Here is a 21,089-nt window from a genome sequence, read left to right as displayed (position 1 = left end):
ATTACTGGTCTCCGGTTAAAGAGTATTTTGAAAAAGCATGTAAAATTAAGCCTGAGTTAGGGCTTCAGATTACGCTCTGGCTGGATAGCGGTCCATTGCGCGATGCCCATACCAAGGCTATGGAGCTAATTGAAATCGGGGAAAAATATAATCCGGACAATTTGGTCGTACAGTCAGTAAAAGGTGTGGTGTTAAACAGAATGGAACGTTTTGAGGATTCAATTCCTATATTTGAATCTCTGTTAGAAAAAGACACATCAGGTGATAGACACTTTCATGCTCTACTAGGCTTGGGTGAAAGTTATTTTAAAACAAATCGTTATCATGATTCTATTGCCTCCTCCACATTGGCAATACAGCTTCAGCCCGCTCGTGACGAGCCATATTTTCATTTGGGTTTGAGTTATATTGCTATTGAGAATCTTGTGGATGGTGTTACCAATTTAGCTAAAGCTATAGAAATAAATCCTGATCATTTAGGGGCGCATATCAACTTGGCGCATGTTATGTTGAAAGTCGGTATGTTTGATGAGGGTTGGCAGCATCATGAATGGCGTTTTCATGAGTCAATGAAAAATATTGCGCGTTTTAATTTGCCTTTTCCTCAGTGGCATAATGAGCCAATAGCTGGTAAGCACATTTTTCTATGGGTTGATCAGGGCCTGGGTGATCAGGTGATGTACTGTAGTTTAATTCCTCGATTGGTAGACGCCGGCGCAAGAGTGACGGTTATGGCGGAGAGGCGTTTAGCAGATATTTTTAAGCGCAGTTTTGAAATCGAAAACTTTTTCTCATTCGATAAGGCGGGTATTGAAGAAATAGCTAATTCTACGGGCCAGTATGATTATCATTCGCCTATGGGCTCATTGCCGGCGTTTTACTTAAGAAGCTTCGACGACTTCGGTAGTGGAAAAGCTTTTTTAAAACCAAATAAAACCTTGGTTGAGCAATATACTAAAGAATTAAAAGAGCGCTTCCCAAATAAAAAACTTATTGGTTTTGGTTGGCGCGGTGGTATATCAGCCACCCGTGATCATGCTAGGTTTATTGATCTACCACTTTGGTCTCCATTATTTTCTCGTCCAGAATGTCAATTCATTAACTTTCAGTACGATGCCACCCCTGAAGAAATAGCAGCGCTGGATGCGCAAGGTGTATATACCCCTGCAATTGATTTGCGCTCGGATATAGATACCGTTGTGGCGTTTTTGGCGGCGCTGGATCTTTATATCACATCGGATAATACTAATGCGCATCTAGCTGGTGCAATTGGTATTCCTATATGGAATCTGATACCTAGGGCAGCTGAATGGCGATGGTTTTTAGAGCGAGATGATAGTCCGTGGTATCAGAGTATGCGCTTGTTTAGAAATTCTGAGTTGGACTCATGGGATGGGTGTATGCAGAAAGTTAATCTGGCATTATCCGATATCACCGATGTATAGGCAGCGAAACTAGCTGCTTTAGACCTTAGGATGATTAATAAATGAAGTGTGCTGTTATTACTCCCATCGGTCCAGGTCACAGTGACCTCTATAGGGAAATGAAAAAATCTGTAGAAGAGGCTTTCAAAAATTCGCGGGGCGAATTTTCCTCTATAGAATTAGTCAGCATCGACGATACACAGGCTAAATTGGGCCGTTCAACCGCGCGAAACAATGGGGTTAAAAAGGCCTCGAAGTTAGGTTGTGATTGGATATTTTTTTTGGATGCTGACGATTTAATGCTTCCAAACGCATTTAAAGATGTTTCTCCGTACTTGGCCAGTCATGACGGGATATGGGGGCTGATTTCCGAGTTAAGCCCTGATGCTACAAAAGCCAATATTCGGTTACCGCAATTACCTCATATAAATACTATTGAAGAGTTGGTGTTACATGACCCTTTCATAACTTTGCAAATGGGCCATTTTATTAAAACCGAAATTGCCCTCACGGTTCCTTTCGATAAAGATATGGATACGGGTGAGGACTTTAAATACTATTTGGATGTTTGGCGAAAAAATAAATGCATTAAGCAAAATAAAATATTTTTTGCCAATCGAAGGGGGAGTCATTCGACAGGACCAAGATCAGCAGATGGGCATCAGTGGCGGGTTCAGGTTGAAGCATTATTAGCTAAAGAAAAACAGCGGATCAATAACCAAGGACGGTTGAAGAAAAGCAATGAAATAATCGCTGGCTGCTCAATATCAATAGCCACGTTAGTAAAAGATATGGCTGATATTTCTATTGATCAATGCATAGAGCTTTCAAAAACTTATCCGATTAATGATGATATAAGCCTTGAGCTTGAAGGTAAGTCGATATCATTTCATTGCAATAATGATGATGTTTTGTTGTTAAATAATTTTTGGCGAAAAAGTAGCACGTTGATGCAAGTTTTAACGAGCATTAAAGAGCTAAGTCAGTCTAGGGTTGTTTATAATATAGGTTCTTATACAGGTGTCTTTGACATAGTTATGGCCGCTATATCTAATGCTTCAGTTGTCTCTTTTGAGCCCAATAATTGGGCTTATGAACGATGTAAGAAAAATATTAAGCTAAATAATCTGGGCGAATATATCAAGTGTTTTAAGGCTTTGCCAGCTTCTACGTCGGCACCGGTTGAGTGGAGTGTTAAAGAACAATCGGAAAATATGCCGATTGTAATTAATGCTGCTAGAGATAGAGACTCTATTGATCGTGGTATTGATTCTGTAGATATTATATCTATTGTGGATGATGGGGATACCGCTCCGCCGGACTTAATTTTGTTATCGAAAGGAATGCCTGCAGCATCTATCTTGAGGTCATTGCGGCCGCTGATTGCCCAGTTTACTCCAGATATTTTCATTGAAGTTGAGCCGCGCTCAGGTTTGGCCACCGGCTTGTTATTAGAAGCCATTTTTCCTGAAGGCTGCTCTTATGTGACTATGGAGGTTGATTTGCTTAGTGGTGAAATTAGTCCGGCCTTGGGGGCAGTTTCTAGTGAGGGTGCAAAATGGTTTTTGTTAAGAAGTCTTTAGGGTTTATAGGATTTTATGAGTAATAAGTCTCATGTTGTAGTGGCAGGATATTCCCGCTCAGGAACAACAATGTTTTACAACATGCTTCGACATGCTGTTGATAATTATGCTTTTCTGGATAAGGAAACGCCAGTTTTATCCCTGCTTGGGAGTGAGGGTAATGTTGTAAGTAAGCGTCCTCTAGATATTTTTGATATTGACAAGATCCCCCAAGCCAATGTGCATAAAAAAGATGTTCATCTTATTGTTTTGGTTAGAGATATTAGGTCGATAATGACGTCCCGTCACCAAGGCGTAGCCAATGATTATTTTATTGGCTACGACTATCAATATTTCATATCCGCTAATAAGGCTCCTCAATATATTAATCCGGGAATTATTAAAACTCATAATGCAATTTTTAAGGCCTATGAGACTAAAGCCTGCAAGAATATTTTATTTGTTAAGTTTGAAGACCTTGTTTCGGATCCGGCTAGTATTCAGCAAAGATTAGGGTGTGAGCTGGATTTTACTTATAAAGATAGCTTTGAGGATTTTCATCAGGGTACTATCCCTGCGCAGTTACAGGCACCGTTAAATTCTATTCGTTCGGTAGATAAGACGCGAATTGATAGCTGGCGTGAGGAAAAACATAAACAGCGTGTGCTTTCACAGTTTAGTAGATGCCCGGCGCTTTTTGATATATTGATTCAGTATGGATATGAATTGGATCGCTCTTGGTTTGAAGAGTATGCCAGCGGTTAGTAAGCTCATTTCAAGTCTTAATAATATGGTTGTATTATGATTTTATCGAAAGAAAATAAATTTGTATTTGTTAAAGGGCATAAAGTTGCCAGTACCAGTATTGAGATTTATTTATCCCAGTTTTGCGGCAAGCAAGACATAATCACACCAGTGACACCAATAGATGAAAAGAGTCGATTGCTTAGAGGCTGGCCTGTGGCTCAGAACTATGGAGTTGATGAAGCCGTAAATGCAGAATATATAGCAAAGCTGGCAGGTCTTAACCCGGATCAGTTGGCTTCAATTCAGATCCCTAGAGGCCGGTATTATAACCATATGCCGCTCAGGGAGATATTGGATGCTTATGGCGATATTCCTCAGGACTGGACGGTATTTGCAGTCGAGAGATGTCCTTATAGAAAAGTGATTTCGCTGGCTAATATGATGCTAAATTTTTCTGAATATAAGAAAAGTGGCGCTGATATGCTAACTGATATTGATGTTTTAAAATTACAAATTAACAGTATGTTTACGGCTGGCCAGATTGGTATGGTCAAAAATATTGATATGTACAAAACGCCCGCAGGTTCTACTACCGTTAGAATTGTACGGTTCGAAAACCTTGTCGACGAAGTGGCAAAAATTGTCACGGGCTTTGGTGGTGTGGAGCGCGAACCTATCCAGCACTATAAGAAAGGAATGTCATCTCTTGATCTGGTTGTCGAGGAAGTATTTACTCCGACTCAGATTCAAAGAATTAATGAAATATACAAAGAGGAGTTCGAATCTTTTGGCTATAAAATGATTGGTTAGTGGTGTCAATCGGTTTTATGCTTTTACATGGGGTGGCTATTTTATGAGTGAAATTACTCAACAATTAAATTCTGTTAAAGACCAGCTCTCTGTTTTTTTAGGGTGCGAAAAAATATTGCCTTTATCCCTTGGGCAAAATTGTAACACTGCCTGGTATTTGCAGCAGGCAGGGGCGAAGCAGTTCTCCGGCCCATTTGATTGGATATTTAATTCTGCTGATATTCTAAAGCATTGTTTAGAAGATGATTTTTCTACTTTTCTGAATAAGGAGATGATTTATCCTGTTAAAGATGGGGCTGCGGCTGGACATAAGATGTATCACTCTTCTATGTTTAACCATCGTAATCCTTTAGCTTCCGGTGAGGATTACGATTACCACGTGCGTTGTGTTAAGCGTTTTTTGGATGCCATTGTTGGTGTAATACCTCCGGTTTTTATTTGCACTTTGGTTAATGAGCCAGAAAAAAGAGTTGGCTGGGCAAAAGGTTTTGATGCGTCTTTTCAGGTACCCTTAGGGCAGACTTATAATACATATCGTGAGTGCATAAGTTTTATTGCTAGTAAAAACTCTTTGGCAAAGTTTGTATTTATCGACCAGTATACAGATCAGTCTCTTGCTATTAGCTGCGATGCTCCTGAGGAAAATATTTTTACAATAAAGTTGATTTCCAATGGTAGAAATACCGGTGTTCAGTATCTTCAGGCCGATGATAATCAACTTGCTCTTGAGCTTTACAAGAGTTTTGTTTTCTAATGCTGTTCTCAGTATTCTTTTAATGTTTTGTGGTTGTGAGGTCTTATGTTTTATATAGAGTCAAATGGTTTTTCTGCTACTACTTTTTTGGCTAACGCGTTGAGCTCTATCGCTGGCATGCACTCTTATCATGGCACTAGGTCCATTCCTAATGCTCAAGCCTTGGGTTCCAAGGATGATCTCAGTGCTGTTGCTTTTGTCGATAAAATGCTGGAGCTGGAAGAGCAGGAAAATAAGGTTATAGGTGCGATTCACTCAAAATTTAATATTGATATTTCTCAGTCGCTGCTTCAGCATTCGGCGCCCTATGCTGTCGCTGTTCGCGCACCTGTTTCCCGTATTCGTTCCTGTCATGGCTGGGCCAGAGGTAAGTTTGAGCGTGGCCAGTTTTTTCAGTTTTCAACTAATGTATTGGGTTTGGCTTATCAGATCGGTGGGTTGGAAGTTAGTTTTGATGATTTATTGTTTGCTTTTGCGGCGTTACATATTATTGAGTTTGATGTGGGGATACATAAAAACCTATCGAAATTCGATAAGGTGTATCAAATGGAGCGCTACACGACAGATAAAAATTACTTTAAGGAAATGGCCGTATATTTGTCAGCCGGTCGATGTGTGCCGAGTGAAGATGAGCTAGAGGCTATTTTTAGTGCAGAAAACAAGGTGAATAGCCATACTGGTAAGGATTTTGTCTCGGAGGAGGGGTGTTTGCCGAGCTTCCCGAAAGTCAGCAAGCCATGCTGGTGAAATTGTTTAGAATAAACCCTGTGTGCAAAGATATCTACCAGTCCTTTGGTTACGATATTGAATGGCTTTATGGTTAAGTCGATTGGCGGTAGGCGGTTTGTATTCTTTTTCGGTTGTTAATAAAACTATTTTCCTTCATTGATTTTTTTCTGGCCGCTGTAATCAACGATTGCAGTCCTGCCTCATTTTGCATTAATTCATTGAGATGTTGTTGATAGAACTCGGCTGTATCGGGTCCGACCGGGTGATTTGAAAAGTGTAAGGTGATTAATTTATGACGTTGTTTGGCAGTTTCAGAAACTCCCAGCCAGTCTTCGCGACTACTGTTAGAGATCATTTCATCTGTTAATGATTTGATTTTAATCCAGCTGGATTCTATCGACGTCGCCACGTGTTTTATCTCTTCCTATAAACGCAAAATTATTTTTTACTGCCGCTAATGATATTGGCTGTAGCTTCAAGTTGCTCGCTTAGGAAATTACCTGTTTGATTAAGTTGGGCTACTAGAATATCGAGTGCCGCAAATTGTGATCTGTAGCGAGCTTCTATGGCTTCGAGTCGATAGCCTAGGCTCAAGCGGGCATCTTCAATAGTATCTAGCTCTTCTTTAAGAATATTTTCTTTGACGTCGATAGTGCCGCCAGATTGTAAAAAGGATTCCAGTAAGTCATCGAGCTGAGTGGCAATGCCGCTGTCGCCAGTAAAAATACTAGATAAATCATCAAAGTTCGATGATATGGCTTCACTTAAGTCGTCTTCATCCAGCTTCATCGTACCGTTTTGATTAGTGGCAAAGCCCAAGTAAGCAAGACTATTAAAGTCGCTGGGTGCGCCCTCAACTGTATTGCTCATGATACGTCTTATTTGTTGTTCGATAATGCGGGCGCTGGAATCAGAGCTGAGTATGCCGCGGGTCTCGGTTTCTGCATTGTAGTCAGTGAGTTGATTGAGGACGATGATGAGCTCGTTATAGGTGGCGGCAAATGAAGTGATTTCCTTTTGCACCCCTGCGGTATCAATCGCTACATTAAGCACTGCGCTGGTCGGATCTGATGGGTTTTCATCAGCAGTTACCGCAGTAATAGAAATACCATCAATCACGCTATCGAAAACATTGCTTGCGCTGTAGGCGGTGAAACCGTCAACGGTAATGCTGGCGTCTTGAGCGGTATTTTTATTGGTGAGTTGATTGCTCACAGCATCCGGATCGCTGCCATCAAAGTAAAATAGTGATAATCCGCTGTCATTGGTGTCGTCAGCATCGCCGGTATCGTCGACGCTGATGGTAATTTGATTGGCTTCACCGGTACTGGTTGAAGTAAGAACCAGTTCCGTGATGGTGCTGCCGTCATTTAAACCTGCGTCGACGGTGAGCAGGCTTGCGGTAATACCCGTATTGTCAGTGGCGTTATTGATAGCGTCGCGTATGTCGCTAATAGAGTCAGTGGCTGCCACGGCGATATCAAAGCTATCGCCATCGACAAAGCCTAAGGTTAGTGTGCCCTCACCGACTGTGGCGTCAGGGTCGACAAAGCTGCCGTTGGTGGCGACTTTGCTGGCTGAGGCCAGGCTCAGCACGGCGATATTATAATTGGCAATCTCGGCGCTTGAGTCGGATGTAGCAGTAAATGACTCAGTGTTTCCTGAAGTCGCTTTGCGGCTGGAGAAGTTAGCGCTATCAGTTAAACCGCTAAGGGTATCTTGGAACGCTGATAAAGTGCTTTTCAAGCTACCAAATGCGGAGATGCTGCCTTGTGTTTCGGCCTCCTGGATGTTCAGCCGAGCTTCTGTAGGAGCGCGTTCAGCTTCTACGATATTGGTGATTAGATCTTCAAGATCAAGACCAGAACCAACGCCAACTGATGTTATAGATGCCATTATTAATTACCCATTCGCAAAGTTGCAGTGCCTGAGTTCTCTGATTGGATCATCAGGAGTTTGACACCGTTAGTGAATAAAGGGAATAAGAGCATATATCGTGCCATGGTGGGGATACCTCTTCTTTCCCAAATAAACAGCTTGATGGGAAAAAGGGAGGCTAGTGCCTCCCTTGCTGTTGCTTGCCTAGGCCTGTTCTTTAAGGAGCAGGGTGGCGTTTTGTGCCTCAATCGAGGCCGCTAACTTAATAGTTTCTTCCGCAGGTATTTGTCGAATCAGTTCTTCCGTCTCAGAATCGTAGACTTGGACAACGGTAGTTCCGGTATTTTCCTCAACGCTGAATGATAGAGTTCTTTGTACATTTTGAACATAATCATTAAGTTTGCTGACGGCTGACTGGAGTTCTGCTGTCGTTGGTTCTACAACTTCCTGTTCAGGTTGAGCCTTTTCAGCTTGGGCTTGGGAAGGTTTTGCAACATTTTCCCTGGCCTTTACCGTTGGCTGTAAACCACTGTTAACAATGTCGTTAAGCATGGTTGATTACCTTCACATTGGTTTGGCATATCGCCCCTTAAAAAATGCTCTTAAGGGGCTGAGTATACCAGTTTCTAAGATTACTGTAGCAGTGATAATACCTGCTGTGGTAATGAGTTAGCCTGCGACAGTACCGAGATACCTGCTTGCTGCAGAATCTGGTTCCGGGTCAAGCTCGCCGTTTCCGATGCAAAGTCAGCATCCTGAACCCGTGACCGCGCAGCGGATACGTTCTCGGAGATACTGGTCAAGTTCGAAATCGTTGATTCAAGGCGGTTTTGAATCGCACCTAAATCGGCTCGGGCGTTATCGATGGTTGATATTGCGTCATCGGTAACAGCAATGGCACTTTGTGCACCGGATACTGTTGATATATCAACATCAGCGATACTGTTGCCTACTGCAATGCCAACGCCGGTAGTGGCAAAGGTGGCTGCTAAAGTTAAGTCGGTAGCGGTGAAGTCACCGGTGCCGCTTACGGCTAGTGAGGCTATGCCGGACTCGGTGCTGCTAATGCTTTGAGCTGCAGTAGCATAAGTCACTGTACCAGTGGCGGTTGCTGTAGCCGAAACGCCGGTACTTGCAATAAGGCCGCCGCCTAAGTCAATGCTAGTGGCTGCTGAAGCAAAACTTGCTGTTATCGCAATATTGTCACCGTCAGCATCAACCAGGGTGATGGTACCAGCAGCGGAGTTAATGGTGGCTGTGGTGCCATTAGACATTGCATCCAGTTGGTCAAATACCAGAACTGCGACCTGTGATGCTGTGGCTGAGGCGGTACCAATTGCGACTGAAACAACATCACCTGCGACTGTGAGGTTGATTGTATTTGCTGCCGTACCTGTAGCTGCAGCAAAAGTAATAGTAGCTGAAGCAGTACCGGCAGTAGCGCCAGCACCAACACCAGTTTGGCCTGTAGCAGTATCGTACGCAGTATTGATTGCTGCTGCGATAGTTTTGGCACTATCAGTGGCGGCGAGTGTAACACTAGCAGTTGCAACACCAATAATAGTCAAGGTGTCAGTACTGGTGATACCTGCTGCAGTGGTACCTAGACCGGCGACAGAAACTGTACCGGAAATGGTAACTGCGGCACTACCATTAATGCTTTCGGTACCTAGTGAGGCTGCCGTAAAGCTTTGAGTCAAATCCACATCGATTGTTTCGTTGGCATTAGCACCCACCTGGAAGCTTTGCGAACCGAAAGAACCGTCAAGTAGCTTCTGGGTACCGAATCGGGTGGTGTCTGCAATACGGGTTAATTCCGCCTGCAGCTGCACAACCTCTTTGTTAAGGTTGGCGCGGTCATCGGCGGAGTTAGAGCCGTTAGCTGACTGGATCGCCAGTTCCCGCATCCGCTGGAGGATGTTGGTAGACTCAGCCATCGCCCCTTCAGCAACCTGCGATATAGAGATACCGTCGGAAGCGTTACGAGCTGCCTGGTTTAGGCCTCGGATCTGAGACGTGAAACGGTCAACGATGGCTAGACCTGCCGCATCGTCTTTCGCTGAGTTGATACGTAAACCTGAAGAAAGGCGCTGTAGCGAGGTTTGTAGGGCCCCTTGCGACTTATCCAGGTTCCGCTGAGCGTTCAAGGACGCAACATTGGTATTAATAACTTGTGGCATTGCTATTTCTCCTTGGCTCCGTCTGAAGGCTCAGCCTATGTTGGAGCGTTGGTTTAGATGTGAAATCCACATCGTTTCATTGTCTTCGATTAGGCTATCGGCCCAGTTGATAGTATCTTTAGCTTTTTTATATAGAACTTATTGTTATGAATTGTCGCTATAATCGGTCTTATGGTTTTAACGGCGTGCCTCTATAAATGTATAAGTAATCAGTTACTTACAGATATCGTTTGAGTAATAAAAAACTTGAATTGTGGCTAAAGGAATAGCATGGTTGACCGATATATTGACGAGTAAGGTATTAAATCACTCGGGAAGCATGGTTATGATGAATAAAGGTTTAGCTCAATATCAGCAAGTAAATGTCAATGCCGGTGTCGAAGGTGCCTCTCCCCACCGTTTAATCCAAATGTTGATGGAAGGTGTGTTGCAGCGTCTGGCAGAAGCTAAGGGTGCAATGCAGCGCAAGGCCTTGGCCGATAAAGGGGTGGCTTGCGGCAAGGCGATTACCATTCTTAGTGGCTTGCGCGATAGTCTAAATAAGGATGTTGAGGGTGAAATTGCGACAAATCTCGATGATCTCTATGACTATATGCAGCGCCGAGTTCTTGAGGCCAATTTATCTAGTAGTGAAGTTATCATTGATGAGGTAATGGCATTAATGCGGACTGTTAAGTCGGGTTGGGACGGTATTGCCGAGGCAGCTGCATAACATTCCTGATGAGTTGTAAGAGAAATGTTTACTTAGGGCCGGGTTTCCGGCCTTATTTTTGTCAGTTTCAAATGTGTGTCTTTGAAGCGTTGATTGTTATCTGGTCTGATTTGGGGCTTGGGCAGGTGCTAGTTGAGTTTAATCATTGCTGGCATCGCAGATTACTCTCAGCTATCGTGAATAGGTTGGGCGTTATATACATTGGCTGCAAGTCGGTAGGTTGTGTCGCCAATGAATTAATTCGGCAGGCTGCGCGGATTAAAATCCGGGTTAAAGCCTTATTGATTTGGTGTGTCAGCTATAATCGATTTATGTAGCGGAGTAGGGGGAAGGCCAAAGTTTGGAACCCATAGAGAAATCGCAAGAGCAGCCAATTATTCTGGTAGTGGAAGATAACCCTGTCGAGCGTCAGCTAGTGGGTAAAATTCTGCGCAATGCCAATTTTGAAGTGATTGCGGTTGATTGTGGTGAGGTGGTGCTGGAGACGGTGATTGATTACCAGCCTGACCTTATTTTACTGGATGCCCTGCTGCCGGATATCGATGGCTTTGATGTATGCGAGCATTTGCGCGCTCATCCCAAGGGCGCTTATATCCCGGTCATTATGTTAACCGGTCTGGATGATGTTAGCTCAATCAACCGCGCCTATGAAGTTGGCGCTACAGACTTTTTCACTAAGCCAATCAATCATTCCTTATTAGTACATCGCATCCGGTATTTGCTGCGTGCGCGTTTGATTATGGATCAACTGCGTATGAGTCAGCAGTCCCTGGCCAGTGCGCAGCAAGTGGCAAAGTTGGGCCATTGGGAATTGGATGTTGATAGAAACCGGTTCAAAATTTCTGAAGAGATGTTCAGGCTATATCGTTTGCAGGGTGAGTACGATGAGCATGATACCTCAGTGTTGATGGAGCGTTGTCATCCTGATGATAGGCAGTATTTATTTGAAACGTTAACTACCGCTATTAGAGAGCTTAAAGAGACTAGAGTGGAGCACCGTATCGTCTTTGATGACGGAACTGAGTGTTATTTAGAGGTTCACATTACGGTGATGCGTGATGAAGGCGCAGGGACAACCCATTTATTAGGTATCAGTATTGATGTTACCGAGCGCAAAGAATCTGAGCGCGAAATTTTGAGTCTGGCTTATTGTGATCGATTAACAGGTTTGTCCAATCGTTCATTGCTTGAGAAATTTTTGGAGCAGGTTATTCCGCGTGCGCATATGAGTGGCAGGGGCACTGCATTGCTGTCGCTGGATTTGGACTTGTTTAATCGAGTCAATAATTCCATGGGACACAGTGCGGGTGATTCAGTTTTACAAAAAGTCTCTGAGCGATTACGTGAGTTAATTCATTGTGCAGACGCCAGTCAATTATTGGAACGTTTATCATTATCGACAGAAGCGTCACTGGATGATTTCTCTAAAGATATGGTGGCCAGATTGGCTGCCGATACTTTTATTGTTGTGCTGGGATCGGTGGATAGAAGGAGTGGTGATGTCGAGCGGCTTGCGGCCAGAATAAAAGATTCTTTTCAGCAGCCCTTTATCTATCGCGGTCAGGAGTTATTTGTTACTGGTAGTATTGGTATCGCTTATTCTGAGTCTGGTGGTAGTACGGCAGAAGGGTTGCTGCAAAAAGCTGACCTGGCACTGCATGAGGCCAAGATGCAGGGGCGCAATGAAGTGCGTGAGTACAGTGGTGATCTGGTTGCCAAGGTATCCACTCATTTATCTATTCAGAGTGATTTGCGTAAGGCCTTACAAAACGGCGAGTTTCAACTATTTTATCAGCCCAAAATTTCGACTAAAGATGCTTCGGTTAAAGGCTTTGAGGCTTTGATTCGCTGGATTCACCCAGTGAAAGGTTTAATTCCTCCCGATCAATTTATTACCGTTGCGGAAGAGACTGGCCAAATTGTAGATATTGGGCAATGGGTATTGGAAACCGCATGTGTGCAGAATAAGCGTTGGTTAGAAATGGGGTTGGTTGATGTAAGAGTGGCGGTCAATGTCGCAGCCCGCCAGTTTAAAGAGGGAAACCTACTGGAAGTTGTAGAAGGCGCATTAGCGCGAAGCGGGTTAAGTGAGCGTAATTTGGAGTTAGAAATTACCGAAGGTGTATTAATGTCGGACCCCAATACTGAAAATGTCATCGCGGAGCTGCGGGGCCGGGGTGTTTCTATTGCGCTGGATGATTTCGGTACAGGCTACTCTTCGCTGAGTTACATTACCCGTTTCCCCATTGATACGATTAAAATTGATCGCTGCTTTGTACAGGATATTACGATTAATTCCGATAAAGCAGCGATTGTATCTGCGGTGTCTAATTTATCGCATGGTTTGAACTTCAATGTAGTTGCCGAAGGCGTTGAGACTGAGGTGGAGTTGGAGGTGATTCGGCAGTTAAAGTGCGATGAGGTCCAGGGTTACTATTATTGTCGGCCGATGGCGGCAGATGATATTAGTGATTGGTTACGTGCAAGGGATTCTTCTTCGCTTTCCAGTGCTGGCTAGGTCCAGGCCTCCATTTCACTCATTCATTATTTAAGCGTCATTTTAATTGCTAACACCCTCCGGTTAACTTAAACTTTGCGTCATAAATTTGACCAGCCTTAGGTGCTTTTTGGGGATTGAGGAAGTATTGTCAATCTACTGGCTGAATAATTAATTAACGTATACTAATAATCGTCAATTTGATGTTGCCCAACTGCGGGCAATTTGACTAAAGGCTGACTCTCTATGTGGGAAGATAATAACATTATCGTTATCGACGATAATGCCCAGCGTCGTCATGATGCTAAGGTCATTTTGGATTTTTTGGGTGATAACCCGGTTACCTACTCTGCTGGCGAGTGGCTTGAGCTAAGTGCGGACAGTGCGGCTAAGGAAAATTCTCGTCAGGTCAGGTCGTTAGTGTTTGGCGAGTCTGCTGCCAGTTTGGAGCAGCGCTTAAATGACGCTCAGCAATGGGATAAGTCTTGTCCCATTATCTTAATCGGTGAGCATGATCTGGAGCAGGTTTCAGATATTGATTTACGCCACAAAGTCATCGCGCAATTAGAATTTCCCCCCAGTTACAATAAATTTATGGATTCCTTGCATCGTGCGCAGGTCTATCGTGAGCAGTATGATATCAATGCCGGTCGGGTACAGCAGCGCGATGTTCAGCTGTTTCGCTCATTAGTGGGGACCAGTCGCGAATTGCAAAAAGTGCGTGAAATGATGGCGCAGGTAGCGGATAAAGATGTCACCGTGTTGATTACCGGCGAGTCTGGTACGGGTAAAGAAGTGGTTGCTCGTACTTTACACTACAACTCTAATCGCCGTGATATGCCTTTTGTGCCAGTGAACTGTGGCGCGATTCCTCGCGAGTTACTTGAAAGTGAATTGTTTGGTCATGAGAAGGGCGCTTTTACTGGTGCGGTAACCAGTCGTGCCGGTCGTTTTGAAATGGCTCAGGGCGGCACTTTGTTTCTTGATGAAATTGGTGATATGCCGCTAGATATGCAGGTGAAAATTCTGCGTGTTTTACAGGAACGTAGTTTTGAACGCGTCGGTGGCAATAAAACCATTAATACCGATGTGCGGATTATTACAGCAACCCACCGCGATTTGGATACAATGATTCGTGAAGGTACATTCCGCGAAGATTTATATTATCGACTCAATGTTTTTCCCATAGAAATGCCACCCTTGCGCGAGCGGGTGGAAGATATCCCGTTGTTGCTGAATGAATTAATTACCCGTTTGGAAAATGAAAAGCGCGGCTCTATACGGTTTAACTCAGCGGCGATTATGTCGCTGTGTCGTCATGAATGGGCGGGCAATGTCAGGGAGCTGGCCAATCTGGTGGAGCGGATGGCAATTTTACACCCCTACGGCGTGGTGGGTGTGCAGGAGCTGCCGAAAAAATTCCGCCATGTTGAAGAGGCGGATGAAGATTTAATTATTCCAGAGTCGGCCAAGCTGGATGGCATGCCGACAGTGGCGAGTATGGATACTACCGCGTTGCTACCGGTTAATGGTATTGATCTTAAGGAGTATATTACTGCCTTGGAGAAGAGTCTCATTAAGCAGGCGCTGGACGACAGTGTCGGTGTAGTAGCAAGGGCGGCAGAAAAATTAAAAATTCGCCGTACCACGCTGGTAGAAAAAATGCGTAAATACGACTTGCAGCGTAGCTAGTTCATTTGCGCGAATAGCTTGTTGTCTACGTTCTCTGTTTGATTTCATAGTTAACTTAAAAGGCTGTCAGTGTTGCTTGCTGATAGTTTTTGCTCGTGGTTTTTATTGATTAATGGATCAATAGTTTGGGTGAGAGTGTGGTGATTGTGTGAAAACTAATTTAATTACCCGTGAAGGCTACGCCGCATTAAAAAAAGAATTGGATTTTCTGTGGCGTGAAGAAAGACCAGAAGTTACCAAAAAGGTTTCCTGGGCTGCGTCATTGGGTGATCGCAGTGAAAATGCCGATTATCAATATAATAAAAAACGTTTGAGAGAAATCGATAGACGTGTGCGCTATTTGCGTAAACGGATTGAAGATGCACAAATTGTAGATTACTCCCCGCAGCAGGATGGCAAGGTATTTTTTGGTGCTTGGGTAGAAATTGAAAATGATGCCGGGGAAAGTCTGCGTTTTCGTATTGTCGGTGTCGATGAAATCTACGAAAGAAAAGATTACATTTCGATTGATTCGCCTATGGCCAGGGCGTTAGTAAAAAAATCCGTTGATGATGAGGCGGTAGTGCCAACGCCTAGCGGTGACGTCAGTTGGTATGTGACAAATATTAGTTACTCGTCAACGCAGTCTTGATGTAATGTAAGCCTTTACTTTACGTCCCCCGTGTTAGTCAGCATTGTTTTTAGCGTTTTGGTGGCTTGGCGCGAAAACTAAAATACTTAATGCTGTCACTGCAACTAAGCCATTAATTATACCCATTAGCATGAAAGGCGCGGTCTTGCCAATACCGTCAAAAACCACGCCCCCAAAATAAGTCCCCAGTAAAATTCCCGTAGCGCCGATTACATTAAATACGCCCAGTACGGAGCCTCGGCGTTCTGCTGGCGCTTCTTCGCCGATAAGTGCGGAGCCTGAAACGATTGTTGAGATCTCGCCTATACCTAGCAGCGCGCAAGCAAATAACGCCGAGCTGGAAAATGGATTATCGATAAAAGAAATATTCATATAGGCGAAAGCGGCGATGGTAAAACCAATGCATACCGAGGCTACACGATTAATACGGTCACTTAATATCCCCATTGCTATTGCCCAAATCATGGCTACGCCTTGCACGATGGCTACCATAATGCCTGCGCGGGCTAAACCTTCAGCGCTGGTGAGGGCGAAGTCTGATGAAGATTGCACGACCCAGAGAGACATAAACGTACCAATCACCACCAAATCTCCTCTGGAGGCAAACGCGGTGAAATAGGATAGGGCAATGCGTGGATTGGTGGCCGCTTCTCCGAAGCCTTCTCGCATTAGCTTTAGCACAGGGGTTTTCTCTGTGGCTGTGGTGGCGCGACCGCTTTTCCACATACAATGAATTAATAAAGCGACCACTACTGCAAGTGCGGCCATCGCCCAGTAGGCATAGCGGCCGGCCATAATTGGGTCGACTCCCTGGGCAATTAAACGCTGCGGTAACTTACCTATTTGCATGGAAATAAGTACCATTCCGAGCCCGGTACAAAAACTACCCATGGCAGTAAAAACGCCGCGAGATTTATTGGCACTGGTGTCATGGAGTGTGACGCTATACATCACTGGCACCATGCTTGCCCCTATAGCAAAAATTATGCGATAGGCATACAGGTCGGAAGCTGCTGTGGCTAAAGGGTAAATGACGAGTCCCAGTGCAAGAATGGCTAAGCCAACCACCATGATAATGCGGCGACCAAAATTATCGGAAGAGGCGCCCACTACGCCCATAAGCAACAGCACGATGAATTCTTGCATGGCGGCTAATTGCCCTGTTAATACGCCTTGCTCTTCTTTGGGTACGTGGAAAACCTCTTCCAGTAAAAAGGGTTGGGCAAAATTGATAAAACTAACCAAGGGGATTGCCGTGAACGCCGCTAGTAAAAACCCAAAAGCATTGGTGCGGGTATATCCTGGTGCGAGTGTGACGGGGCCAAATTGGTTGGTGTTACTCACAAGGCAATCTCCAAAGGCTTATAGTTAGGTATCTTATGCGCGTTGAGCACGTTGTGCCATTAATTCTTGCCTAGTGATGCTGGCTATCGGGGCTTGTAGACTTGCTACTAATACATCTACTAAATTGCCTACAAAAAGTGCGCTGCTAATCACCTCGCCATCGTCTGATAATTCAATGAGTCTTTCGTATTCTGCCAGTGCATGAATTAACTGCAGCATTGCTAAACCAAAGCGCATGCCGAATAATTTTTCAGGGATATCGATAAGTAGTTGACGCAAGCCCGTCGCTATTTTTTGCAGGCCGGAAGAGTGATGAGCATCCCATAATTTACGAATATCATTGTCAGCGTGGTTGCTGACTTTGGCCAGAAAGCGAATGTAATGGGAGCCGCTAGTAGATTCATTCATCACGTCTACCATCGGGTAAACCCATGCTTCGATTAGGGCGCGGATATCGCCCGCATTTTGGTCGAGCATCTTTTCTCGTCGTTCATTGACTTGCTTCATGCGGTAATCATAGATGGCTTCAACTAATCCAAGCTTGGTGCCGAAATGGTAGTGGGCTGCAGAAATATTTTTTTGCCCGGCAGCCGTATTAATTTGGCGTAGAGAGATGCCTTCAATACCCATTTCGCCAATAAGTTGTTCCCCTGCAAGAATGAGTCGTTGCCGGGTGTCGCTATCAATTTGTTTGGTTCGAGCCATCAATAAGTCCTGTTAAAGCTATATTTAAATCATTTGACTTAATATTAAAGGGTCGGTTAGAGTAGTGCAATATTTAAATCGCGTGAATTAAATATTGCTGGGATTCTTTTTGCTTATATACCTAAATGTCTGAATTTTAAGTGTTTTTGATAACGGGTATGTCGTTCGGTATTGCTAATGTGAGTCACAAAAGCCTACGCCGCAGCCGGGGTTACCTTGTGTCTATAGGGGTAAACTAAAGCCAGATGTAAGCAAGAGGCCGAAGAGGTTAAGTAGTTAGAGGCTCTTGTGTATAAGCTGTAAGGAGCGGCTATTTTTCACTAAACGATTGTGTTGCGTAACAGCTAATGAGGATATTCCTATGAGCTACCAATTTTCTACGGAGCGTGAACTACCGCGCTTTCAGCATTTTACTGCGACCCCGGCGGCTGGCGCTCTAGGTGCTTATATAGAGGGTATCGATCTAAACACAGAGCTTTCAGACGCTGCTTTTACTGAGCTATATGCTGCATTCCTGGAATATAAAGTTATTTTTTTTCGCAATCAGCCAATGACTGAGGATCAACATCTGACTCTGGCTAGACGATTCGGATTAATCCAGGGACCAGGAGCAATTCCGCAAGTGGAAGGTTACCCGCAAATAAAAGAACAAATTTTCGATGAGTATACGACTATAGGCAGTGACGTAAATTATCATGCTGATGACACCTTTCGAGACTACCCCTCTAAAATGTCAATTCTGCGTGCGTTGGAGACTCCAGCGGGCGCTGGTAATACAATTTGGGTAGATATGGAAAAAGCATTCAATACGCTCTCAGAGCCGATGAAAGAATTCCTGCAGGGATTAAGTTGTATTCACAATCTGGATAAGTCTTTTGGTCGTGGCATATTAGAGGGTGCTGGAGGGCAGGCATGGGACGATATGATGAAGCGGAATCCACCAGCTACCCATCCGCTGATTGTGACTCACCCTGAAACCGGGCGAAAAAGTATTCATGCTAGCCAGCTAACGGCAGTCAATATTCCAGAGTTGACTGAGGCTGAAAGTGAAGCTGTATTGGCGATGTTGATGGCACATGCTTACCAGCCTGAATTTCAATGCCGTTTTACCTGGGAAGAAAACGCCATAGCGATATGGGATAACCGCTGTCTACAGCATCGCGGAATAAATGATTTCTCACCAGCCTATCGTCATATGCACCGGATTGCGATTGTTGACAATATTCGTCCCTCCAAAAACCCGGCTGAGCAAACGCCATTACCGCTGGATGCGTCTAAACCCTATATTAGTGTGGAGGATCTTTACGATAGTGCGAATAAGCCGGAATTAACTTATACAGAAAGTACCACAGGCAATACGGAAGCTAAGCTTAGTCAAAACATTGCTGACGAAGGTGGCGATAATGACCCGGTGGATGCCGGCTTTCTGGAAAAGATGAACAGTAAAAAAGCAGGGTACTATTTTACCAGTGGCGCAGCAGCACGTATTAAAAAAATTCCGGCAATGTTCCGAGGCGCGGCTTTGCGATCTATTTTTAAGGCCGCCGAAGACAAGGGCGTTAAGGAAATTAATGTCGCTATTCTTCAAGAGGTTAATGCTAAGCGCGGCAAGGGATAAATAATGCCAGCCTTTAATTTTATGGTTTATTGAGTGATGGAGCGTTCATCTTTTATGTGATTTAGGTTGTTGTATCAATGCAGGGTGGCAATATGAAAGAGAAGCTCATACAGAAGGTTCGCAGCTCAGTGATTGGCGAAAAACAATTATTTGAGACCTGTTTTGGGTTAAAGCCATTAATTTATGCCGACTACACAGCCTCGGGGCGCGCGCTTGAATTTATTGAGCAATACATTCGTAATCATGTATTACCTTTCTATGCCAATACCCACAGTGAAAGTTCTTATACCGGTGGGCATACCGGTGCGCTTCGAGAGCAAGCCAGAAATATTATCCGTCGATCTTTAAACTGTGGAGAGGATGATCGCGTTATATTTTGTGGTTCGGGGGCTACCGCTGCGATTAACAAGCTCATCGATATTCTTAATTTGCGTTTGCCAGCTGATTTAGCCGAGCGCCATCAGCTGGATCGTCAAATTCCTGCAGATCAGCGTCCAGTTGTTTTTATCGGTCCCTATGAGCACCACAGCAATGAGTTGCCCTGGCGTGAATCCATTGCTGAGTTAATTGTGATTCCGCTCGATAATGAGGGGTGTCTGGATATTGATGTGCTAGAAAGTGAACTAGAAAAAAATAGAGAACGACCTGTTAAAATCGGTAGTTTTTCTGCCGCCTCCAATGTTACGGGTATCAAAACAGATGTGAATAGAGTCTCGGCTTTATTGCATGCTTATGATGCTTACGTGCTTTGGGATTATGCTGCAGCCGCACCTTATATGGGTGTTGATATGAATTCGACCTCTGCCTATGGCGATAGTAGTAAAGACGCTGTGTTTATTTCTACCCATAAATTTATTGGTGGGCCGGCTACCCCTGGAATATTGGTAGTAAAAAAACATTTACTAAAGAATTCAGTGCCTGCAGTGCCTGGTGGCGGCACGGTGTTGTATGTAAGCCCTCAGGCGCACCGTTATATCGATGATCGGGAACGGCGTGAAGAGGGTGGGACGCCGGCAATAGTGGAATCTATCCGTGCTGGATTGGTGTTTAAATTACAGCAAGACATTGGCACTGATTATATAGAAGCAAGAGAGCGTCAATTGATTGGGCGCGCGTTTAGTCGCTGGGAAAAATATGACAATATTGAAATATTGGGTAGTACTACTGCTGAGCGGCTATCCATCGTATCGCTACGTATTAAATATCAGAATAAAGATTTACATTACGGGTTTGTGGTTGCATTGCTGAATGATTTGTTTGGTGTTCAGGCCCGAGGAGGATGTTCGTGCGCGGGACCGTATGGGCACGCATTGCTTAACATGGATATGGCCTATAGCAATGCTTTGGAAAAAGAAATACTCAAAGGTAATATGCTACTGCGGCCTGGCTGGGTAAGACTGAACTTTAACTATTTTATTGATGAAGACAGCTTTGATTATCTGGTCAAGGCGGTAGCTTTAATTGCTGAGCATGGCTGGCGCTTGCTGCCATTTTATGATTTTGATACTGATGGCGGTACTTGGCGTTATCAGAATAAAAAGGTATTAGTTAAAAATGATTTATTTTCTGTAGATTTTTTGTCAACACCGAGTGTGAATAAAGATGCTGGGAAAAGTCAGGTAAAACTTGATGAATACCTGCAACTAGCTACTCAGACATTATTGGGCGAGCACAGCGCTCAGCGTTATGAAGTGCCCCTAACAGAGAGCGCAGAAAAACTACGCTGGTTTGTATTGCCACAAGAGATCGTATTTGAATAGTTCAATTATTGCTGGGTTTAAGGGTTGTAGGGTAAAGCGCTAATGC

The 21,089-nt window shown here is 44.2% G+C and carries 18 protein-coding genes; 12 read left to right on the top strand and 6 right to left on the bottom strand.

What is annotated here, in order from left to right; all coding sequences use genetic code 11:
* The first annotated feature begins 95 nt into the window (after positions 1–95).
* From UNITIG_RS19100 to UNITIG_RS19075, 6 genes are read left to right on the top strand one after another with little or no spacing between them, the layout of a single operon-like run.
* Positions 96–1,445 (top strand): tetratricopeptide repeat-containing glycosyltransferase family protein, encoded by a 1,350-nt coding sequence (locus UNITIG_RS19100; protein WP_101759940.1) that lies wholly within the window; start codon positions 96–98, stop codon positions 1,443–1,445.
* Positions 1,446–1,486: 41 nt separating this feature from the next.
* Positions 1,487–3,007 (top strand): glycosyltransferase, encoded by a 1,521-nt coding sequence (locus UNITIG_RS19095; protein WP_101759939.1) that lies wholly within the window; start codon positions 1,487–1,489, stop codon positions 3,005–3,007.
* Between the two features lie 15 nt (positions 3,008–3,022).
* Positions 3,023–3,751, top strand: a complete 729-nt coding sequence (locus UNITIG_RS19090) for a sulfotransferase domain-containing protein (protein WP_101759938.1) — start codon at positions 3,023–3,025, stop codon at positions 3,749–3,751.
* Positions 3,752–3,787: 36 nt separating this feature from the next.
* Positions 3,788–4,543: a hypothetical protein gene (locus tag UNITIG_RS19085; RefSeq protein ID WP_101759937.1), complete on the top strand. Its 756-nt coding sequence runs from the start codon at positions 3,788–3,790 to the stop codon at positions 4,541–4,543.
* A gap of 43 nt (positions 4,544–4,586) precedes the next feature.
* Positions 4,587–5,297, top strand: a complete 711-nt coding sequence (locus UNITIG_RS19080) for a DUF1796 family putative cysteine peptidase (RefSeq protein WP_145999238.1) — start codon at positions 4,587–4,589, stop codon at positions 5,295–5,297.
* 45 nt (positions 5,298–5,342) lie between these two features.
* Positions 5,343–6,044, top strand: coding sequence for a hypothetical protein (locus UNITIG_RS19075; RefSeq protein ID WP_101759935.1), 702 nt, complete (start codon positions 5,343–5,345; stop codon positions 6,042–6,044).
* Positions 6,045–6,117: 73 nt separating this feature from the next.
* Here UNITIG_RS19075 and UNITIG_RS19070 read toward each other — a convergent pair whose 3' ends face one another.
* The 4 genes from UNITIG_RS19070 to UNITIG_RS19055 form a co-directional block, all read right to left on the bottom strand.
* Entirely contained in the window at positions 6,118–6,435 is a 318-nt protein-coding gene (locus UNITIG_RS19070; RefSeq protein WP_101759934.1) for a hypothetical protein, read from the bottom strand.
* A gap of 29 nt (positions 6,436–6,464) precedes the next feature.
* Positions 6,465–7,922: a flagellar filament capping protein FliD gene (gene fliD / locus UNITIG_RS19065; protein ID WP_101759933.1), complete on the bottom strand. Its 1,458-nt coding sequence runs from the start codon at positions 7,920–7,922 to the stop codon at positions 6,465–6,467.
* A gap of 186 nt (positions 7,923–8,108) precedes the next feature.
* Positions 8,109–8,456 carry a flagellar protein FlaG gene (locus tag UNITIG_RS19060; RefSeq protein WP_101759932.1) on the bottom strand — a complete coding sequence of 116 codons (348 nt, stop codon included), beginning with the start codon at positions 8,454–8,456 and terminating at the stop codon, positions 8,109–8,111.
* Between the two features lie 80 nt (positions 8,457–8,536).
* Positions 8,537–10,084, bottom strand: coding sequence for a flagellin (locus UNITIG_RS19055; RefSeq protein WP_101759931.1), 1,548 nt, complete (start codon positions 10,082–10,084; stop codon positions 8,537–8,539).
* Positions 10,085–10,409: 325 nt separating this feature from the next.
* Here UNITIG_RS19055 and fliS point away from each other — a divergent pair, with 325 nt between their 5' ends.
* The 4 genes from fliS (at position 10,410) to greB (ending at position 15,616) form a co-directional block, all read left to right on the top strand.
* Positions 10,410–10,796 carry a flagellar export chaperone FliS gene (gene fliS, locus UNITIG_RS19050; RefSeq protein WP_101760333.1) on the top strand — a complete coding sequence of 129 codons (387 nt, stop codon included), beginning with the start codon at positions 10,410–10,412 and terminating at the stop codon, positions 10,794–10,796.
* A 340-nt stretch (positions 10,797–11,136) separates the two neighbouring features.
* Positions 11,137–13,314: a bifunctional diguanylate cyclase/phosphodiesterase gene (locus UNITIG_RS19040; protein WP_101759929.1), complete on the top strand. Its 2,178-nt coding sequence runs from the start codon at positions 11,137–11,139 to the stop codon at positions 13,312–13,314.
* Positions 13,315–13,539: 225 nt separating this feature from the next.
* A complete protein-coding gene (locus UNITIG_RS19035) occupies positions 13,540–14,985 on the top strand; it encodes a sigma-54 dependent transcriptional regulator (protein ID WP_101759928.1) in 1,446 nt (481 codons plus the stop codon).
* 148 nt (positions 14,986–15,133) lie between these two features.
* Positions 15,134–15,616 carry a transcription elongation factor GreB gene (gene greB / locus UNITIG_RS19030; RefSeq protein ID WP_101759927.1) on the top strand — a complete coding sequence of 161 codons (483 nt, stop codon included), beginning with the start codon at positions 15,134–15,136 and terminating at the stop codon, positions 15,614–15,616.
* A gap of 33 nt (positions 15,617–15,649) precedes the next feature.
* Here the strand turns inward: greB and UNITIG_RS19025 are convergent, their stop codons facing one another.
* Positions 15,650–16,960 (bottom strand): MFS transporter, encoded by a 1,311-nt coding sequence (locus tag UNITIG_RS19025; RefSeq protein ID WP_101759926.1) that lies wholly within the window; start codon positions 16,958–16,960, stop codon positions 15,650–15,652.
* Between the two features lie 33 nt (positions 16,961–16,993).
* Positions 16,994–17,665 (bottom strand): TetR/AcrR family transcriptional regulator, encoded by a 672-nt coding sequence (locus UNITIG_RS19020; protein WP_101759925.1) that lies wholly within the window; start codon positions 17,663–17,665, stop codon positions 16,994–16,996.
* 361 nt (positions 17,666–18,026) lie between these two features.
* Here UNITIG_RS19020 and UNITIG_RS19015 point away from each other — a divergent pair, with 361 nt between their 5' ends.
* Together UNITIG_RS19015 and UNITIG_RS19010 are read left to right on the top strand one after the other, a co-directional pair.
* Positions 18,027–19,283, top strand: coding sequence for a TauD/TfdA family dioxygenase (locus tag UNITIG_RS19015; RefSeq protein ID WP_101759924.1), 1,257 nt, complete (start codon positions 18,027–18,029; stop codon positions 19,281–19,283).
* A 92-nt stretch (positions 19,284–19,375) separates the two neighbouring features.
* The gene (locus tag UNITIG_RS19010; protein ID WP_101760332.1) at positions 19,376–21,043 is read left to right on the top strand and encodes an aminotransferase class V-fold PLP-dependent enzyme; all 1,668 of its coding nucleotides are present in this window, start codon (positions 19,376–19,378) and stop codon (positions 21,041–21,043) included.
* The last annotated feature ends 46 nt before the right edge of the window (positions 21,044–21,089 follow it).

Source organism: Oceanicoccus sp. KOV_DT_Chl (assembly GCF_900120175.1).
In the GTDB taxonomy this organism is placed as follows: Bacteria; Pseudomonadota; Gammaproteobacteria; order Pseudomonadales; family Dasaniaceae; genus Oceanicoccus.
Note: the sequence above shows the minus strand (reverse complement) of the source record. Positions and strands in the feature narration are given on the sequence as shown.